The following is a 15,956-nucleotide window of genomic DNA, read 5'->3' as shown; positions in this document are numbered from 1 at the left end:
ATCATGAATACCTATGAACTTGATTGTCATATTGAGGCGATGAAACCTTTTGGCGTATTTATTACTCCCAATTACCCTGATCAGGATATTACCACACTGTCAGTTGATGCTTTGCGTGAATTAGCTCGTACTCATCTGTTGGTTGTATTGCGTGGCTTTCAATCCGGTTTTACGGATAAAGAGAAATTGGCGGAATATTCTGGCCGTTGGGGTGAAATCATGATGTGGCCATTTGGTGCTGTATTGGATGTTATGGAGCACCCGGAACCGTCTGATCATGTTATGGACAGTGGTAATTTGCCGTTGCATTGGGATGGAATGTATAGAGAAACAATTCCTGAATTTCAGCTATTTCACTGTGTTTCTGCTCCCGAAGCGGCTCAAGGAGGGCGCACCACGTTTGTCAACACTGAACAATTGATTATTGATGCCAGTGATGATGAGCGTAATACATGGAAAAATACCACCATTACTTATCGTACAAGCCGAGTAACACATTATGGCGGTGAAGTGACTTCACCATTGGTTTGTTCTCACCCCGACGGCAAAAAATGGGTGATGCGTTACAATGAGCCAATGGGTAAAGAAGATGTGAAGTATGCTGATCATCACGCCTTGAAGATAGATGGCATGTCACAGGAAGAGCAACAAGCCCTTAAGGAAACACTGTATAACCGATTGTATGATCCGCGTTATTTCTACGCTCATCAATGGCAGTCTGGTGACATTGCGATTTGTGATAACTTCACTTTATTACATGGACGGGAAGCTTTTATTTCCCGTTCTCCTCGCCATATTCAACGGGTGCATATCCATGGCGTGCCTGTGTGTAAAAATCAAAGCTTCCGCACTATTTCTGTTTCCAGTGCCGATTGAGTAGAAGTTGCCTTGAAGGAGGCTTGATTAATGTCTCGTATTGTTTTAGCTGCTATTGCAACTCCTGGCCATGTTTTTCCAATATTCACTATTGCGGAACATTTAATAGGGCAGGGACATGATGTCACCATATTCAGTGGGTCCCTGTTTCAACAACAAACGGAAGCATTGGGGGCCACTTTTGTTCCCTTCGATGAGAAAGTGGATATTGATTACCGTTGTTTGGAAAAATATTTTCCTGAACGGGCAGAACTCCCGCCGGGAAATGCCCAGATGGCGCTGGCGTTAAGGCAATTTTTTGCCGCACCTATTCCTGTGTTATCGAAACAATTGCTGCAAGTTATCGATGAGGGACAAGCTGATCTGCTGATTATCGATAATACTTTTTATGCCGCGCTGCCGTTATTGCAGAAACCAGCTGAAAAACGTATCCCGGTCATTGCTATTGGTGTTACTCCATTGGCGTGGTCAGCAAGGGATGCCATATTCTGGGGGGCTCGGATACCACCTGAATTATTGCCTGCTGATTTGACACGCGAGCAATTGGTCGATGAGGAAACGGACCAATTAATTGAGCAGGTCAGGGCAGCATTCAATCAGTCGCTTGCGGCGGTGGATTGTCCCCCACTGACAACGGATCACAATGATGCTTTAATGGGCGGAGTTGATCGTTTCTTACAACTGGCAACTCAATCATTTGAATTTTCTCGTGATGATTTACCTGAAACGGTGGATTTTATCGGATCGCTGCCGGTGAAAGTGGAAGATGATAAAACGCAAATCAGTTGGCCGGATGAAAGCCTGCCGTTGATCTTGGTGACTCAGGGAACGCTGGCTAATGTTGATTTTAGCCAATTGATCTTGCCCACATTGCGTGGATTGGCAACTTTGCCGGTTCGGGTATTGGCGATTACAGGCGGTCGTTCTATCGATGTCCTGGGCAACGATCTTCCAGAGAATGCCAGGGTGGTCGAGTATCTCAATTTTGAACACTGGCTTCCCAGAGCATCAATTTTTATTACTAATGGTGGTTATGGTTCTTTGAATTCAGCCATTCGTCATGGAGTACCTTTGGTGGTCGCGGGAACAGGAGATGGTAAATTGGAAGCTGTCGCTCGTGTTATCTGGTCACGTTGTGGAATCAGTTTGCATACTGATACGCCAAATGAGCAGCAATTATATCAGGCAGTGACAAGGATATTATCTTTCCCGATATGGCGCCAGCAGTCACAGATCATTAAGGCAGATTATGATGCCCATAATGCTTTGGCACTAATAACGCATCACGTTAATGAACTAATTGCCCAATAGATATTATGTCTGTCTAAAACAGGGTAAATGGAGCGCGGTACGTTTTTCTTACCGCGTTCTTTTATGATTAGGTGTAGCGACTCGCAATCAGCGCCAATTTCGACTCACATTAACTGCAAATAAACCCCGTCGCCGCCAACATCCTGTCACGCCGCTCTGCCGTCAGGATCAGACGGATTGCTGAAGAACACCTATATTACACTTCAGTCATATTACTTAGTGTTTCCCTCAGGTTGCTCAAATTCTCTTTATGAATTGTGAATCGTAATTTTATACCTACGCGTCTTGCCACTCGCCGAATCCGGTAGGTGCTGTCAGGAATGTCGGTCCAAGATCTGCCTCCATCCTTGCTTTGCTGGTAGGTTTGGGTTACTACCAGCTCAAGCTCACCGGGATCGTGAAACTCCAGTATCTTGGGTGAAAATGGTCCCATCGCCGCGTGGGTATCTCGAGCCAGACCTATATTGCTGGGCGTATAGACAGCATTACCTAGACCAAAGTGGCCCCTCTCTGACGGTAATCATTGATCACATAGGACCGTATCGTGTATCTGTCGTTCTGGCCGGTCATCCAAAACTGCGTAATGACCTGCGTTGTCCGACGGTGGCGGAAATTGGTTATCGTACCGATATTTTCACACTAGACGGGATCACCGGCAGTCAGCGCGAGTATATTCAGTGGTTGTTGAAGATCAGCACCGGTAAGGGTAAATCGGAAGATATTCTGACAACCGAAGCGTTCGACCTGTTGGCGATGAAACTGCGTACACCGCTGCAAGTACAGTTGCACCTGACACTGGCAATGGAAGCAGGATACCAGACAGGTGAAAAACCGATTACCGCCCCGCTGGTTGAGTCCGTGCTGTCACGTCAGTTGGATGACCTTGAGCCGACACTCACGCGGCATGGTTATCGGCTAAAAGATATGGTGGAGCAGTTTGATGCAAAACCGGCTGAAATCAGGGCATTATTTAACAATCAGTTGGATCCAGCTCGTACTGCTGAACTGCGCGACAAAATGTTGGCTGTCGGTTTACCGATATGACGATGTTTATTTGCAGTTATTGTGAGCCCGGTGGAATAGATTGCGAGCCGGGCAGGATAAATGCGAGCCGCTACAATTAGGCTTTTTCTCGCACGCCTTCAACGGAAATGATCAGTTCGACTTCCTGAGATTTTGGCCCCAGATCTTCTTTGATATTAAAGTCTTTTAATTTGAGTTTGCCTGTCGCCTCAAAACCAGCACGGTATCCACCCCACGGGTCGTTTCCTGCATTGATCAATTTTGCGTCCAGTGTGACAGGTTTGGTCACACCATTTAATGAGAGATCTCCGGTAATAAAGTAATGTTCACCTTCTTTCTTAACATTCGTTGATGTGAATTTAGCTTCAGGATATTTATTACTGTTCAAAAAGTTAGGTCCACGTAAATGCTTATCTCGTTCGGCATGTTTGGTATCTACACTATCGGTTTTGATAACCACATTCACTTTATCGTTTGCTGGATTTTGCGGATCAAAAGTAAAGTTACCATCGAAATCTTTAAAACCACCATAAAGCCAGCTAAATCCTAAATGTTGAATACGAAATTCAATAAAGGCATGTTGGCCTATTTTATCGAACTTATAATCAGCAGCGAGTGCGTTTCCTGTACTTATGAGCCATCCCCCAACGGTCAGGGCTACTAGCGTCTTTTTCAGCATAATAATTCTCCAAAAGTTATTTTAGTTTGGTTTGTAACCAAACATTCTTTTTAAGGTGGTATCACGATCAATAAAGTGATGTTTCAGTGCAGCAAGCCCATGTAATAGGGAGAGCACCACAACAGTCCAAGCAAGATAAAGATGAATAACGCCCGCCGTATCAGCCTGTATGCCTTGACCTGTTAAGGTTGCAGGGATTTCAAACCAGCCAAAAATGCTGATAGGTTGCCCATCGGCTGTAGAAATGAGATATCCACTAAATAGAATACCAAATAAGGCGATATAGAGAATGAGTTGCATTAGTTGTGAACTGATGCGTATAAAGAGACCGTAGCTTGCCAAGGGTTTTGGTGGCGGCGAAATAAATCGCCATATTACCCGAATAATCATGATAATAAATAATAAACTACCTATACTTTTATGCAGTTCAGGAGCACGATGATACCAGTTATCGTAATAACTTAATGTGACCATCCATAATCCAAGTGCAAACATACCATAAACAGCGAGCGCTACTAGCCAGTGAATTAAAATAGAAATATGGCCGAAGCTGGTGGAAGTGTTTTTGAGTGACATATTATATCCTTATTTTTAATATAAAGATGTTTCTACAATATAGACGAGAGTTTTTAAAGTGCATAGTGAATTAATTTCTTTATTTTATGTGCTATTTATTTTTATAAATCTTTGTTTTAATGATAAGAATTTTTATAATGGACAACCCTTACTTTATAAGGGGGGTATTTTATAGGATTAACTGGCTTACTATTTTAATATGAAAATATAATGTGATTATGTAATCACTCTATTTTATCATTATAGCGAGAAAGACGATGTATACATTGTGGATAGCCAATAAAAATCTACGGGTTTGGTTCCTTGTTTGATTGATGGTGAGATTACTGTTTGGGATTCTCTGGCAATTGTTGAATATATTGCTGAGATTCATGTTCAAGTTTGGCCATCAGATAAAACAGCCAGAGCGTGGGCGAGAAGTGCTGCTGCGGAAATGCACTCTGGTTTTGCGACATTACGTCAGCTTTGCACGATGAATTGTTCTGCTCGCACTGAGTTAAATGAAATAACTCCAGAATTGAAGCTTTCTGCAATCAGCCAGAAGTGGGTTAATCGTATGTTAAAACACCCAGCAATGATGGAATGGGCTGAGTCTGCACTAAAAGAACCTAAAATAGCACATTAATTCACATCTTATGAATGAAATTATGATTCAGGGTGCTTTGTGTGCCCTGATTTAATAATCTATTTTTATAGTTAACGATACGATTTGTTTTTTATTTATCAGATTTATAACTTAGGTGATTATTTAAGTTTTTTTAAAATCATTTAAATAAATCAGTGTTTATTTATCCATTTTTATACATAATGTTTACTTTCATTTTCTATAACGGAAAGGGTAACAGATGGATTGAGAACACATTGTTTTTAATCGTATTTTGTTTGTTCCTGATAAAGAGATTCTTGCTCATGTGCAATTGGTTATAAAACAGATGGAGTTTTTGCAGAAAGAAAGTGCTGAAAAATGCCTTTGGTTTGTTCTTCCAGATATAAACAGAGATATTTATGATATTTTGGAATTATCAAAATTGTTTCCAAAGGATTTGTATAACCAACGGCTTAGATCTGATAGGGAGATGATTATTGCCTCTTATAGTGAGAAGCAGTATCAATCCTCAGCCGAGGATGATGTTCTTGCTTTACAAGATATAGAAACAATCATGGTTGATATGGTGCATAAATATGGGGAAGATATTACCTTGTTGGAATCTTCTCAGAGTGCCAATACGAATAAAGAGAAAAGCTGCCAGATACTTATTGATATAAATAAAAGATTTATTGTATTACCTCCAGAGAAATCTGCTCGCTTATATCGTTATTTGATGCGTCAGATGCAATAGAATATAAACGATTTTTTTACTATTCAATTTAGTGAGTCCATAATGGCTGTTAATATTTTTCTAATTCATATTAACAGCTATTTAATTAAATATAATTACCATTCTAATTTAAAAATAAACGAACGAAAGTGTTAATCTATTTATTTAGATAAAAAAAGCTCCGTATAGGAACGGAGCTGGAATGGGTAAAAGTAGCTGGGAAAATGTAGTACAAAGGTATGATAACTCTGCGACATTAAATGCGGATTAAACAAAGAAGAGATGAGTATATGATTGCTTAATGGGAAATTGCATCCCGAATGGCTTCCAATGAAGCGGGGTTTTCAATCAGGGCAATATCGCTTGGCTCACGTCCTTCACAAATGGCCTGCATGGTACGGCGCAACATTTTTCCTGAACGGGTTTTCGGTAATTGCGTTACAAAATAGACTCGCGCCGGACGTCCAATGTTGCCGATTTTTTTATCTACCAATTCCATTAATGCTTTCTCCAATGTGGCAAAATGGTCAGCACTCTGGATTGCTCGTCCTTCTTTGAGGACAGCAAATGCCACGGCGGCTTGTCCCTTTATTTCATCCTTGATACCAATAACGGCAACTTCGGCAACATCTGCGTGGCTGGCAATGCACTCTTCAATTTCCCGCGTTCCTAAACGATGGCCGGAAACGTTAATCACATCATCCGAACGTCCCAGAATAAAATAGTAACCATCACTGTCACGTATCCCCCAGTCAAATGTCGAATACACTTGCTGGTCAAAGTGACGCCAGTAAGTATTAATGAAACGGGGATCGTCACCATAGATAGTCTGGATGCAACCTGGCGGTAAAGGGCCTTTGATGACCAGCATGCCTTTTTCATTATTACCACATTCCTGACCAGTCAGTTCGTTGAGCAGTTTGACGTTAAAACCGTACATGGGAAAGCCTGTACTACCAAAACGGCCTGGCCTGTCATCCAGACTACGTGCAATTGCCATAATGGGCCAGCCGGTTTCAGTTTGCCAGTAATTATCAATGACAGGCACATTAATGGCTTCGGCAACCCAACGGGCAGTATGTTCATCAAGGGGTTCTCCCGCTAAATAGAGTGTTTCAAGCGATGAGATATCATATTTGGCGATACAATCCGTAGGATATTTTTTCAGGACGCGAATTGCCGTAGGGGCAGAAAACATTCTGGTGACACGATATTTTTCGACAATTTGCCACCAAATGCCAGCATCCGGGCGTATCGGGAGACCTTCATACATGATCGTTGCCATGCCGGCGATCAAGGGAGCATAGACAATATAAGAGTGCCCGACGACCCAGCCAATATCCGATGTGCAGAAAAACACGCCTCTTGCCTTACCACCAAAAATAACATCCATTGATGTCGCCAGCGCCACGGCATAACCGCCGACATCGCGTTGAACCCCTTTCGGTGTTCCGGTTGTGCCTGATGTATAGAGCACACAAGAAGTTTCATTGGATTCGAGCCATGTGACAGGAACTTCTGCATCAAAATGTTTCTGCCGTAATGTGGCAAAATCTACATCCCTGCCATTCACCCAATTAATATCAGACAGTCCACGATCTACCATTAAAACATGGTGTGGCGTGTGCTTGGCTAACGCAATAGCTTCATCAAGCAGAGGCTTATAGGGGATGATTTTCCCCCCCCGTGAACCAGCATCCGCTGAGACGACTAAAACCGGTTCGGCGTTATCCAATCGGGTAGCGAGACTGTGGGAAGCAAAACCTCCAAATACGACGGAATGGATTGCCCCAATGCGGGCACAGGCCAGTAAAATAAACAGGGCTTCGGCCACCATTGGCATATAAACAACGACACGATCGCCTTTTTTTACGCCAAGCGACAACATGATAGCGGCGGCCCGGTTCACTTCCCGATGTAATTCTTTATAGGTGAAAACTCGCTCGCTATTGGTTTTAGTTTCCGTTGAAATGGCAATCAGTGCCCTGGCATCGGGTTGGCTTTCCAGCCAGCGGTCTAGTGCGTTGTAGCAGAGATTAGTTTTTCCTCCACAAAACCAACGGGCAAACGGAGGATGGCTATGATCCAGCGTTTGTTCAAAAGGCTGCTGCCAGTGAATGCGTTTGGCCTGTTCTGCCCAGAAAGTATCGGGATCATCAATTGAATGCTGATAGAAATCTTGGAATGACATAATCTCTCCTACATTCATCTCTCAAGGGTATACAAATTATATGACATACAAATCAAGGTATTCGTTTACCGGGATGTCTTTCAATGACATCAGGTCAAGAGATACCGCTAAAATTTTCTGTTGTTGCTCTTGCGGGAAACGACGCGCCAGATTGATTTTGAATTTCTCCTCTAATAGCGGAATACCATCTTTACGACGACGAGCGTGTCCAATCGGGAATTCGATTTTAACTTCGTCTAATTGAGTGCCATCGGTGAATGTCAAAGTCAGCGCATTGGCGATGGAGCGTTTTTCGGGGTCATGATAGTCACGGGTGAAATCGGGGTTTTCGACGCAGACTATTTTTTCCCGCAAGGCGTCAATGCGTGGATCGGCAGCAATATCATCTTCGTAATCCGCAGCTGTCAGACGACCAAAAATCAGTGGAATGGCAATCATATATTGGATGCAGTGATCCCTGTCTGCGGGATTATTCAATGGTCCCTGTTTATCAATGATTCTGATACAGGCTTCATGGGTACGGATAGTGATTTGAGCAATATCTTCAATACCTTTGCCGTGTTCTTTCAGTTGCTGATGCAAGATCATTGCTGCTTCTACGGCAGTTTGTGAGTGGAATTCTGCTGGAAAAGAGATTTTGAACAGCACATTTTCCATGACATAAGAACCATAAGGGCGCTGGAATTTGAATGGCTGACCATTAAACAGGACGTCGTAAAATCCCCAGGTTTTGGCAGTCAATACGGAGGGGTAGCCCATTTCGCCTGTTTGGGCTATCAGAGCCAGACGTACGGCACGTGCAGTTGCATCTCCCGCAGCCCAGGATTTGCGAGAGCCGGTATTGGGGGCATGGCGATAGGTTCTCAAGGATTGTCCGTCAACCCAGGCCAATGAAACCGCACTTAATATTTCTTCACGTTTCAGCCCTAACATTTGGGCAACAACTGCCGTAGAAGCTATTTTGACTAAAACGACATGATCCAAACCAACTTTATTGAAAGCATTTTCCAATGCCAGACAGCCTTGAATTTCATGCGCCTTAATCATCGCAGCCAGAACATCCCACATGGTGAGTGGTTTTTCTCCGCGGGCAATTGCATTTCTTGATAGCCAGTCGGCGGTGGCAAGTATTCCGCCAAGATTATCAGAAGGATGTCCCCATTCGGCCGCCAGCCAGGTGTCATTGAAATCAAGCCAGCGAATCATGGCACCAATGTTAAATGCAGCCTGAACAGGATCGAGCTGGAATTGGGTTCCTGGTACGCGCGCGCCATTAGGCACTGTTGTTCCCGATACAATTGGCCCTAATAGTTTTGTGCAGGCGGGATATTCCAGCGCTTCTAATCCGCAACCCAGGGTATCTATCAGGCAGTGGTGGGCTGTGGCGTAAGCAATTGGGGATGTTATGGTGTAGTCCATGACATAATCCACAATATCTACAATCACCTGATCGTAATCAGGTCGGTTGTTAACAACAGAGGTAGACATAATCAATCCTTAAATCGTGTTATTTGTAAATCAGATTATTAACGTTGTTCAATCGGTATAAATGCCAAATTTTCAGGGCCAATATAGTTAGCTGATGGACGGATGATTTTGTTATCAATACGTTGTTCAATAATGTGAGCGGCCCAACCAGAAGTACGGGCAATCACAAACAGCGGGGTAAACATGGTAGTAGGTACTCCCATCATGTGATAGGAAACCGCCGAGAACCAATCGAGATTCGGGAACATTTTCTTGTTATCCCACATCATGGATTCAATCCGATCAGCAATGTCATACATCTGAGTCGTACCTGCTTCTTGGGAAAGTTGCAGGGCAATTTCTTTAATGACTTTATGGCGGGGATCGGAGACAGTATAAACCGGATGGCCAAAACCAATGATGACTTCTTTTCTTTCCAAACGAGCCAGAATATCGGCTTCGGCTTGCGCGGGAGTGTCATAGCGTTGCTGGATTTCGAATGAAACTTCATTGGCCCCCCCATGCTTTGGTCCACGCAAGGCACCAATCCCGCCGATAATGGCAGAGTAAATATCCGATCCCGTGCCCGCAATCACTCGGCTGGTAAAGGTAGAAGCATTAAATTCATGTTCGGCGTACAGGATCAAGGAAGTTTGCATGGCTTTTTCCCATGATACCCGTGACTTTTGACCATGCAAGAGATGGAGAAAGTGCCCGCCAATGGAATCATCATCGGTTTCAACTTCAATGCGGCGGCCATTATGGCTGTAGTGATACCAATAAAGCAGTATTGAACTGAGAGAGGCGAGTAAGCGATCAGCAATATCGCGGGCACCAGCCAGGTTATGATCTTCTTTTTCTGGCAAAGTACAACCCAGTACAGAAACACCAGTACGCATGACATCCATAGGATGTGCTATCGCAGGCAGTGCTTCCAATGCGGCTTTGACGCTGCTAGGCAGGCCACGTAAGGATTTCAATTTGTTCTTGTAGGAAGTTAATTCTGCGTGGGAAGGGAGCTTGCCGTGGATGAGAAGATAAGCTATCTCTTCAAACTCGCAATGGGTGGCCAAATCGAAAATATCATAGCCACGGTAATGTAAATCATTGCCATTTTTGCCAACGGTACAGAGCGCTGTATTGCCTGCTGTAACACCGGACAGTGCAACTGATTTTTTGGGTTTAAATGGTGTAGATTCAGAGACTCCTATTGCCGTATTTTGCTTACTCATTAGTATCACCTCTGCTATTTTTCTGGGAAAACAGGACATCCAGTTTTCGTTCAAAATCGTAGTAGTTGATGCTTTCATAAAGTTCATTACGGGTTTGCATCGTATTGATGACATTTTTCTGTGTGCCATCTCGACGCAAAGCGGTATATACCTGTTCGGCCGCCTTATTCATAGCTCTAAATGCCGATAGAGGGTAAAGGGCAATGGCGACGTTTACACTCCTTAATTCTTCGACTGTAAAGAGCGGCGTCGCACCGAACTCGGTAATATTCGCTAAAACAGGAACCTGCGTTTTGGACGCGAATTCCTGATACATGTGCAGCTCGGTGATCGCTTCAGGGAACAGCATATCGGCGCCAGCTTCGATATAAGCTGCGGCCCTGTCCAGTGCTGCATCTAACCCTTCTACTGCCAGTGCGTCCGTGCGGGCCATAATGACAAAATGCTCATCGGTGCGGGCGTCAACAGCAGCCTTGATGCGATCTACCATTTCCTGCTTGGAAACAATTTCTTTATTTGGACGATGGCCACAACGTTTGGCACCGACCTGATCTTCAATATGAACACCTGCGGCTCCTGCCTTTATAATAGACCGAATTGTGCGGGCGACATTAAACGCTGAGGAACCGAAACCAATATCGGCATCGACAAGCAATGGTAAGTCACAAACATCAGTAATGCGGCGGACATCAATCAACACATCATCCAGTGTAGAGATCCCCAAATCGGGTAGCCCCAGCGAACCCGCAGAAACACCACCACCTGAAAGGTAAATCGCCTTGTAGCCTGCCTGTTTTGCCAGTAATGCATGGTTTGCATTGATGGTTCCGACGACTTGTAACGGAGATTCGTCCTCTATTGCCTGACGAAAAGCAAAACCAGCGGAAGAAAATGCCATACATAACCCCATTGTTACTAAAATGAAACCGATTTGTATTTGATTGTTACTATGGAAAGGTTTCTAGCAAGGTCTATGCCAATACTTAAAAAGTGGGAAGGTGAGTCAGTGGGGATATAACAAATGTATTGTTTTTATTATCTAAATTAATTTGGTGAATAGGTTTGGGGTGATAAGTGGTTACTGTTTAGCTATTGGCTATAATGTACATTTGTTTCATCTTGAATCAATTGTGTTTCATTTTTGTTTCATGATTTGGTGATGAAACAGTATACAAGAAATAGGGGAGGAGATATGACATCAACAAACGCAGGTGAACGTGATAACAATAGACCGGTGATCTGGACAGTCTCTGTTTCCAGGCTTTTTGATCTGTTTCGTGATATTACGCCGGAATTTGATCATCAGGCTAATATCACACCGATTCAGTTGGGTTTTGAGCGTGCGGTTCAACATATTCGCAAACAGCTAGAAACCGAACACTGTGATGCTGTGATTTGCGCGGGGTCTAATGGGGCCTATTTAAAAAGCCGTTTATCTGTGCCGGTGATTATTGCCAAAGCCAGCGGATTTGATTTTATGCAGGCATTGGCTCGTGCCCGACAAATTAGCTCCCGAATTGGTGTCATTACCTACCAGAATACTTTGCCTGTATTAGAAGAATTTCAGCAGCGTTTCAATTTGCGTATTGAACAACGCAGTTATGTCACAGAGGAAGATGCCAGGACGCAGGTCAATGCTTTGAAGGCGATGGGTATCAAAGTGATAGTAGGGGCAGGATTGATTACCGATCTTGCTTATGAAGCTGAGTTAGTGGGGGTTTTTGTCTATTCAGCGGATTCTATTCGGCAGGCATTTCGAGATGCTTTGGAGATGGCTCGAATGAGCAAACTCAATCAAGCTGTGATTTCTCCTTATCCTACAGAAGACAAACTACGCACACGGCATACAATCAACGATATCAGAGGCAATTCTGTTGCGGTAGAACATGTGCGCAATACTATTATGCTGTACTCCCGCTCGACGGCAACAGTTTTAATTCAGGGAGAAAGTGGTACAGGAAAAGAGTTGGTGGCGCAGGCTATTCATCATGAATATACCTTGCGATATGGGCCGTTAGCGGGTAAGCATCCACGGCCGTTTGTGGCGGTTAACTGTGGCGCGATTACCGAGTCTTTGCTGGAGGCTGAATTATTTGGCTATGAGGAAGGTGCTTTCACCGGTTCACGACGTGGTGGGCGAGCGGGGTTATTTGAAATTGCACACAGAGGGACGTTATTTCTGGATGAAATCGGTGAAATGCCGTTGCCTTTGCAAACGCGGTTATTAAGGGTATTGGAAGAAAAATCTGTTGTCAGGGTTGGTGGATATCGTCCGATTGCCGTCGATGTACGGATCATCTGTGCTACACATTGTGATTTGGATACTTGGGTTAGAGAAGGGCGTTTTCGGGCAGATTTGTTCTACCGTTTAAGTGTATTGCGGATCAACGTACCAGCATTAAGGGAGAGGGGAAATGATATTGGTTTGTTGGCAATAGAGTACTTACAACGGGCTTTTGCGGTACTTAACTTACCCGTTTTTGCATTGAGGATACAGGAGCTTGCTGGGTGTCATGATGTGTTGCACGCTTATCATTGGCCGGGAAATGTACGTGAACTACGTAACTTAATGGAACGGATAGCGCTTTATTTAAGTGCTCATCCAGAACAGGCGTTAACCTCCGCATTGATATTATCACTTTCACCTGAGCGCCAGATTGGCACCAATACCATTAACAGCAGTATGAAATCCGCCCAAATTGCATTCCCTTCTTTTATTGAAAACACGCCTTCAGTACACGGTATTTCATTACATGGTATTGTGGCGAGATTTTCAGGTAATCGGCGTGCGGCAGCAGAATATCTGGGAATTAGCCGCACAACGTTATGGCGGAAGTTAAAGAAGGAGCAGAAAAAAGCTAAGTAGAAACATTTTCCACATTTTTATCATGCTAATCGGGTCTTTTAATTATTAGACAATGAATGCTAGTTAGATCTTGTTTGCTAACAAATGTGCATATCGTTTTATATCAATATTTCCGCCACTCAAGATAATTCCGATACGTTGCCCTTTCAATTGTTCCCGCATTGCTTTTGCCGCAGCAAACCCCAAACAACCAGTAGGCTCGACAATGGTTTTCATTCGCTCTGCCAAAAAGTACATGGCATCAATTAATTGATCATCTGACGCAGTAAGAATACCTTTGACAAGGTGGCGAATGATGGCAAAAGTATGTTGCCCCAAGTGCTGTGTTTGAGCACCATCTGCGATTGTTTTTGGGGTATCTATATGAACTATTTCACCTTTTTTAAAAGATTGCTGACCATCATTACCGGCTGCTGGCTCGACACCAAAAACCTGACATGTAGGGGATAAGTGAGCAGCGGCAAGCGCAGAGCCAGACAATAAACCACCACCGCCAAGAGGTATAAACAGAGCATCCAACTCACCGATTTCTTCCAACAGCTCCTTAGCCGCAGTGCCTTGACCAGCAATGATATGTGGATGATCGAAAGGCGGAATGAGTGTCATACCGTGTTTTTCCGCCAGTTTCCGCCCAATTTCTTCGCGATCTTCAGTATATCTGTCATAAAAAACGACTTTACCACCATAGCCTTTGGTTGCAGTTATCTTGGCCTGGGGAGCATCGTGTGGCATGACAATGGTGGCAGAAATATTCAGTAACTTAGCTGCCAGCGCAATTGCCTGTGCATGATTGCCTGATGAAAAAGCAATAACCCCTGCTTTTTTCTGCTCATCACTAAACTGGCATAGAGCATTCATGGCTCCGCGGAATTTGAATGCTCCCATTTTTTGATAGTTTTCACACTTGAAATAGACTTGGGCGTCAAAGAGTTCATTGACAGTTGTTGATGTGAATACAGGAGTCTTATTGATATAGGGTTTAATACGAGAATGTGCTGCATGGATATGATTATAATCGGGAATAAACTTCATTACTTTAGTCTCCTTTGCTCAGTAACGTATCCCATTAATACTATTGAATACCTTGATAATAAGAGGGTAGTGTAATCACAATATTGTGGTTAATACTGGGGTGGCTGTATCATTATGGTATATTAGAATTTATATATTCCAGAGGGAGCCAGCCTGCTTCCCCTGAGTCTTTATATGCCCAATACCAACCATTTAATACCTGATCCAGATACAGATATTCTCCCGCTTTTACTGTTAACTCGTGAGCCGTATAATCTTCCTTACATATTGCGTTATCAGGATAAATGAGGTACAGAATTTGTTGGGGAACCCAGCCGCTGACATTTAAAGAGTTTGTCGTCCAAATCCAGTAAGGGTATTCAATATCGCTATGGCTGATCGAAACAATATCTCCAGCTTGTAATTTGATCGGATTTGGATAAGCGCTAACATAATCGTGAATTACAATACCTTTTCTCATTATTTTTTACTCCTCATTGATAGTTATGGTCAGGATATTACAACACAAAGATACAGAGATAATTATGTGCTATAGCTAATGGTGCCCCATAAATTGCCTGAAATAGGTTCATCAATATTGGAAAATGCAATGTGTCTAATTAAGTTTAGTTGGTGAGTTGTATGTTTTGGTGGCAATGGTCGTATAGTCTTATCAGATCAAAGTAAGTATAAAAGAACACAAGATCACTACACGTTTGGCAGCTATCGAGTACTTCTTAGTCGAGGCAGAAATGGGTTGATCATTAAGAGTGATGATGATGAGACCTTTGATTACCTTAAATCTTGTGGGATGCATATATTGTCAAGTGAGGTGACCGCCTAGATGGTCACCTCTGAGAAAGGCATTTACACAAAATGCAGTACAGGCTCTACAGAAACACACCCGTTCAGAGAGGGACTTTGGGTCGTGAATTTTTCGAATTTGTTGTTGTAATGTTGACTTGTAGTCATTCAGACATAGAAATATCCGATAGACACTCCCGCAATAGTAACAAGACTTCATCACTGTGCTCAGTGCGTTGCATCATAGTGATGGCACCTTCGATAAGTAAAGCAAATTTCTGTGCTAGGCGTTTTCCACTAAGTTCTGAGGGGAGAGAAAACGCAATGACCTGTTCCATTTGCTTTTTATGCTCCTGAATAAGAGGAATAACTTGTGGTTGCTCCTTTCCTATTTCGATGACTGTATTGATGAATGCACAACCTCTGAATTCATTAGAGTTGAACCACTCAGCTAACGTTTCTGTCAGAGCTTCAATCGGTGAACTATAACGGTTTATGTTGTCGTCGAGTAGCGAGCACGTATTACTACGCACCCGCCCTCTAAGAACCGTACGAGCGACTTTCACCGCATACGGCTCAAGCCTTTATAAACCTGCTTAGC

The 15,956-nt window shown here is 43.4% G+C and carries 14 protein-coding genes and 2 pseudogenes; 7 read left to right on the top strand and 9 right to left on the bottom strand.

Annotation, left to right across the window (positions count from 1 at the left end):
- Positions 1-3: 3 nt before the first annotated feature.
- The 3 genes and pseudogenes from pvcB to Xets_RS24670 all read left to right on the top strand — a co-directional run.
- On the top strand, positions 4-876 hold the full coding sequence (pvcB, locus tag Xets_RS11415) for a tyrosine isonitrile desaturase/decarboxylase (RefSeq protein WP_099133786.1): 873 nt from the start codon (positions 4-6) through the stop codon (positions 874-876).
- Positions 877-906: 30 nt separating this feature from the next.
- On the top strand, positions 907-2,187 hold the full coding sequence (locus tag Xets_RS11410) for a rhabduscin glycosyltransferase (protein ID WP_099133785.1): 1,281 nt from the start codon (positions 907-909) through the stop codon (positions 2,185-2,187).
- A 534-nt stretch (positions 2,188-2,721) separates the two neighbouring features.
- Positions 2,722-3,231: pseudogene (locus Xets_RS24670) on the top strand (AAA family ATPase); the annotation flags it as partial.
- Positions 3,232-3,307: 76 nt separating this feature from the next.
- Here Xets_RS24670 and Xets_RS11400 read toward each other — a convergent pair.
- Both Xets_RS11400 and Xets_RS11395 read right to left on the bottom strand, forming a co-directional pair.
- Positions 3,308-3,889 carry a YceI family protein gene (locus Xets_RS11400; protein ID WP_099133784.1) on the bottom strand — a complete coding sequence of 194 codons (582 nt, stop codon included), beginning with the start codon at positions 3,887-3,889 and terminating at the stop codon, positions 3,308-3,310.
- Between the two features lie 21 nt (positions 3,890-3,910).
- Positions 3,911-4,465, bottom strand: a complete 555-nt coding sequence (locus Xets_RS11395; protein WP_099133783.1) for a cytochrome b — start codon at positions 4,463-4,465, stop codon at positions 3,911-3,913.
- A gap of 289 nt (positions 4,466-4,754) precedes the next feature.
- Between Xets_RS11395 and Xets_RS11390 the strand changes: the two are divergent.
- Together Xets_RS11390 and Xets_RS11385 are read left to right on the top strand one after the other, a co-directional pair.
- Positions 4,755-5,090 (top strand): annotated as a pseudogene (locus Xets_RS11390) (glutathione S-transferase); the annotation flags it as partial.
- A 316-nt stretch (positions 5,091-5,406) separates the two neighbouring features.
- Entirely contained in the window at positions 5,407-5,805 is a 399-nt protein-coding gene (locus tag Xets_RS11385; RefSeq protein WP_187651687.1) for a hypothetical protein, read from the top strand.
- A gap of 277 nt (positions 5,806-6,082) precedes the next feature.
- On the opposite strand, the gene Xets_RS11380 is transcribed toward Xets_RS11385, so the two are convergent.
- The 4 genes from Xets_RS11380 to prpB are packed head-to-tail and all read right to left on the bottom strand — an operon-like array spanning position 6,083 to position 11,572.
- Positions 6,083-7,975 (bottom strand): propionate--CoA ligase, encoded by a 1,893-nt coding sequence (locus Xets_RS11380; protein WP_099133781.1) that lies wholly within the window; start codon positions 7,973-7,975, stop codon positions 6,083-6,085.
- A gap of 36 nt (positions 7,976-8,011) precedes the next feature.
- Entirely contained in the window at positions 8,012-9,463 is a 1,452-nt protein-coding gene (locus tag Xets_RS11375; RefSeq protein WP_099133780.1) for a bifunctional 2-methylcitrate dehydratase/aconitate hydratase, read from the bottom strand.
- A 38-nt stretch (positions 9,464-9,501) separates the two neighbouring features.
- A complete protein-coding gene (prpC, locus tag Xets_RS11370; protein WP_187651686.1) occupies positions 9,502-10,674 on the bottom strand; it encodes a 2-methylcitrate synthase in 1,173 nt (390 codons plus the stop codon).
- On the bottom strand, positions 10,667-11,572 hold the full coding sequence (gene prpB, locus Xets_RS11365) for a methylisocitrate lyase (protein ID WP_099133778.1): 906 nt from the start codon (positions 11,570-11,572) through the stop codon (positions 10,667-10,669). Before prpB ends, prpC begins: the two co-directional genes overlap by 8 nt.
- 294 nt (positions 11,573-11,866) lie before the next feature.
- Here prpB and prpR point away from each other — a divergent pair, with 294 nt between their 5' ends.
- On the top strand, positions 11,867-13,540 hold the full coding sequence (gene prpR / locus Xets_RS11360) for a propionate catabolism operon regulatory protein PrpR (protein ID WP_099133777.1): 1,674 nt from the start codon (positions 11,867-11,869) through the stop codon (positions 13,538-13,540).
- Positions 13,541-13,603: 63 nt separating this feature from the next.
- On the opposite strand, the gene Xets_RS11355 is transcribed toward prpR, so the two are convergent.
- Entirely contained in the window at positions 13,604-14,572 is a 969-nt protein-coding gene (locus tag Xets_RS11355) for a threo-3-hydroxy-L-aspartate ammonia-lyase (RefSeq protein ID WP_187651685.1), read from the bottom strand.
- A 112-nt stretch (positions 14,573-14,684) separates the two neighbouring features.
- The gene (locus Xets_RS11350) at positions 14,685-15,032 is read right to left on the bottom strand and encodes an SH3 domain-containing protein (protein ID WP_187651684.1); all 348 of its coding nucleotides are present in this window, start codon (positions 15,030-15,032) and stop codon (positions 14,685-14,687) included.
- Positions 15,033-15,215: 183 nt separating this feature from the next.
- On the opposite strand from Xets_RS11350, the gene Xets_RS28670 reads away from it, so the two are divergent.
- Entirely contained in the window at positions 15,216-15,395 is a 180-nt protein-coding gene (locus tag Xets_RS28670; protein WP_120211381.1) for a DNA/RNA helicase domain-containing protein, read from the top strand.
- 124 nt (positions 15,396-15,519) lie between these two features.
- On the opposite strand, the gene Xets_RS11345 is transcribed toward Xets_RS28670, so the two are convergent.
- Positions 15,520-15,921 carry a hypothetical protein gene (locus Xets_RS11345; RefSeq protein WP_222941577.1) on the bottom strand — a complete coding sequence of 134 codons (402 nt, stop codon included), beginning with the start codon at positions 15,919-15,921 and terminating at the stop codon, positions 15,520-15,522.
- Between the last annotated feature and the right edge of the window lie 35 nt (positions 15,922-15,956).

Source organism: Xenorhabdus sp. TS4, from assembly GCF_014467265.1.
Classification (GTDB): Bacteria; Pseudomonadota; Gammaproteobacteria; order Enterobacterales; family Enterobacteriaceae; genus Xenorhabdus; species Xenorhabdus ehlersii.
This window is presented reverse-complemented; position numbering and strand designations above follow the sequence as displayed.

What these genes read in the sequence shown, in the direction of transcription:
- pvcB (WP_099133786.1), top strand. Translation starts at nt 4, where the DNA reads ATGAATACCTATGAACTTGATTGTCATATTGAGGCGATGAAACCTTTT.
- Xets_RS11410 (WP_099133785.1), top strand. Translation starts at nt 907, where the DNA reads ATGTCTCGTATTGTTTTAGCTGCTATTGCAACTCCTGGCCATGTTTTT.
- Xets_RS11400 (WP_099133784.1), bottom strand. Translation starts at nt 3,889, where the DNA reads ATGCTGAAAAAGACGCTAGTAGCCCTGACCGTTGGGGGATGGCTCATA.
- Xets_RS11395 (WP_099133783.1), bottom strand. Translation starts at nt 4,465, where the DNA reads ATGTCACTCAAAAACACTTCCACCAGCTTCGGCCATATTTCTATTTTA.
- Xets_RS11380 (WP_099133781.1), bottom strand. Translation starts at nt 7,975, where the DNA reads ATGTCATTCCAAGATTTCTATCAGCATTCAATTGATGATCCCGATACT.
- Xets_RS11375 (WP_099133780.1), bottom strand. Translation starts at nt 9,463, where the DNA reads ATGTCTACCTCTGTTGTTAACAACCGACCTGATTACGATCAGGTGATT.
- prpC (WP_187651686.1), bottom strand. Translation starts at nt 10,674, where the DNA reads ATGAGTAAGCAAAATACGGCAATAGGAGTCTCTGAATCTACACCATTT.
- prpB (WP_099133778.1), bottom strand. Translation starts at nt 11,572, where the DNA reads ATGGCATTTTCTTCCGCTGGTTTTGCTTTTCGTCAGGCAATAGAGGAC.
- prpR (WP_099133777.1), top strand. Translation starts at nt 11,867, where the DNA reads ATGACATCAACAAACGCAGGTGAACGTGATAACAATAGACCGGTGATC.
- Xets_RS11355 (WP_187651685.1), bottom strand. Translation starts at nt 14,572, where the DNA reads ATGAAGTTTATTCCCGATTATAATCATATCCATGCAGCACATTCTCGT.
- Xets_RS11350 (WP_187651684.1), bottom strand. Translation starts at nt 15,032, where the DNA reads ATGAGAAAAGGTATTGTAATTCACGATTATGTTAGCGCTTATCCAAAT.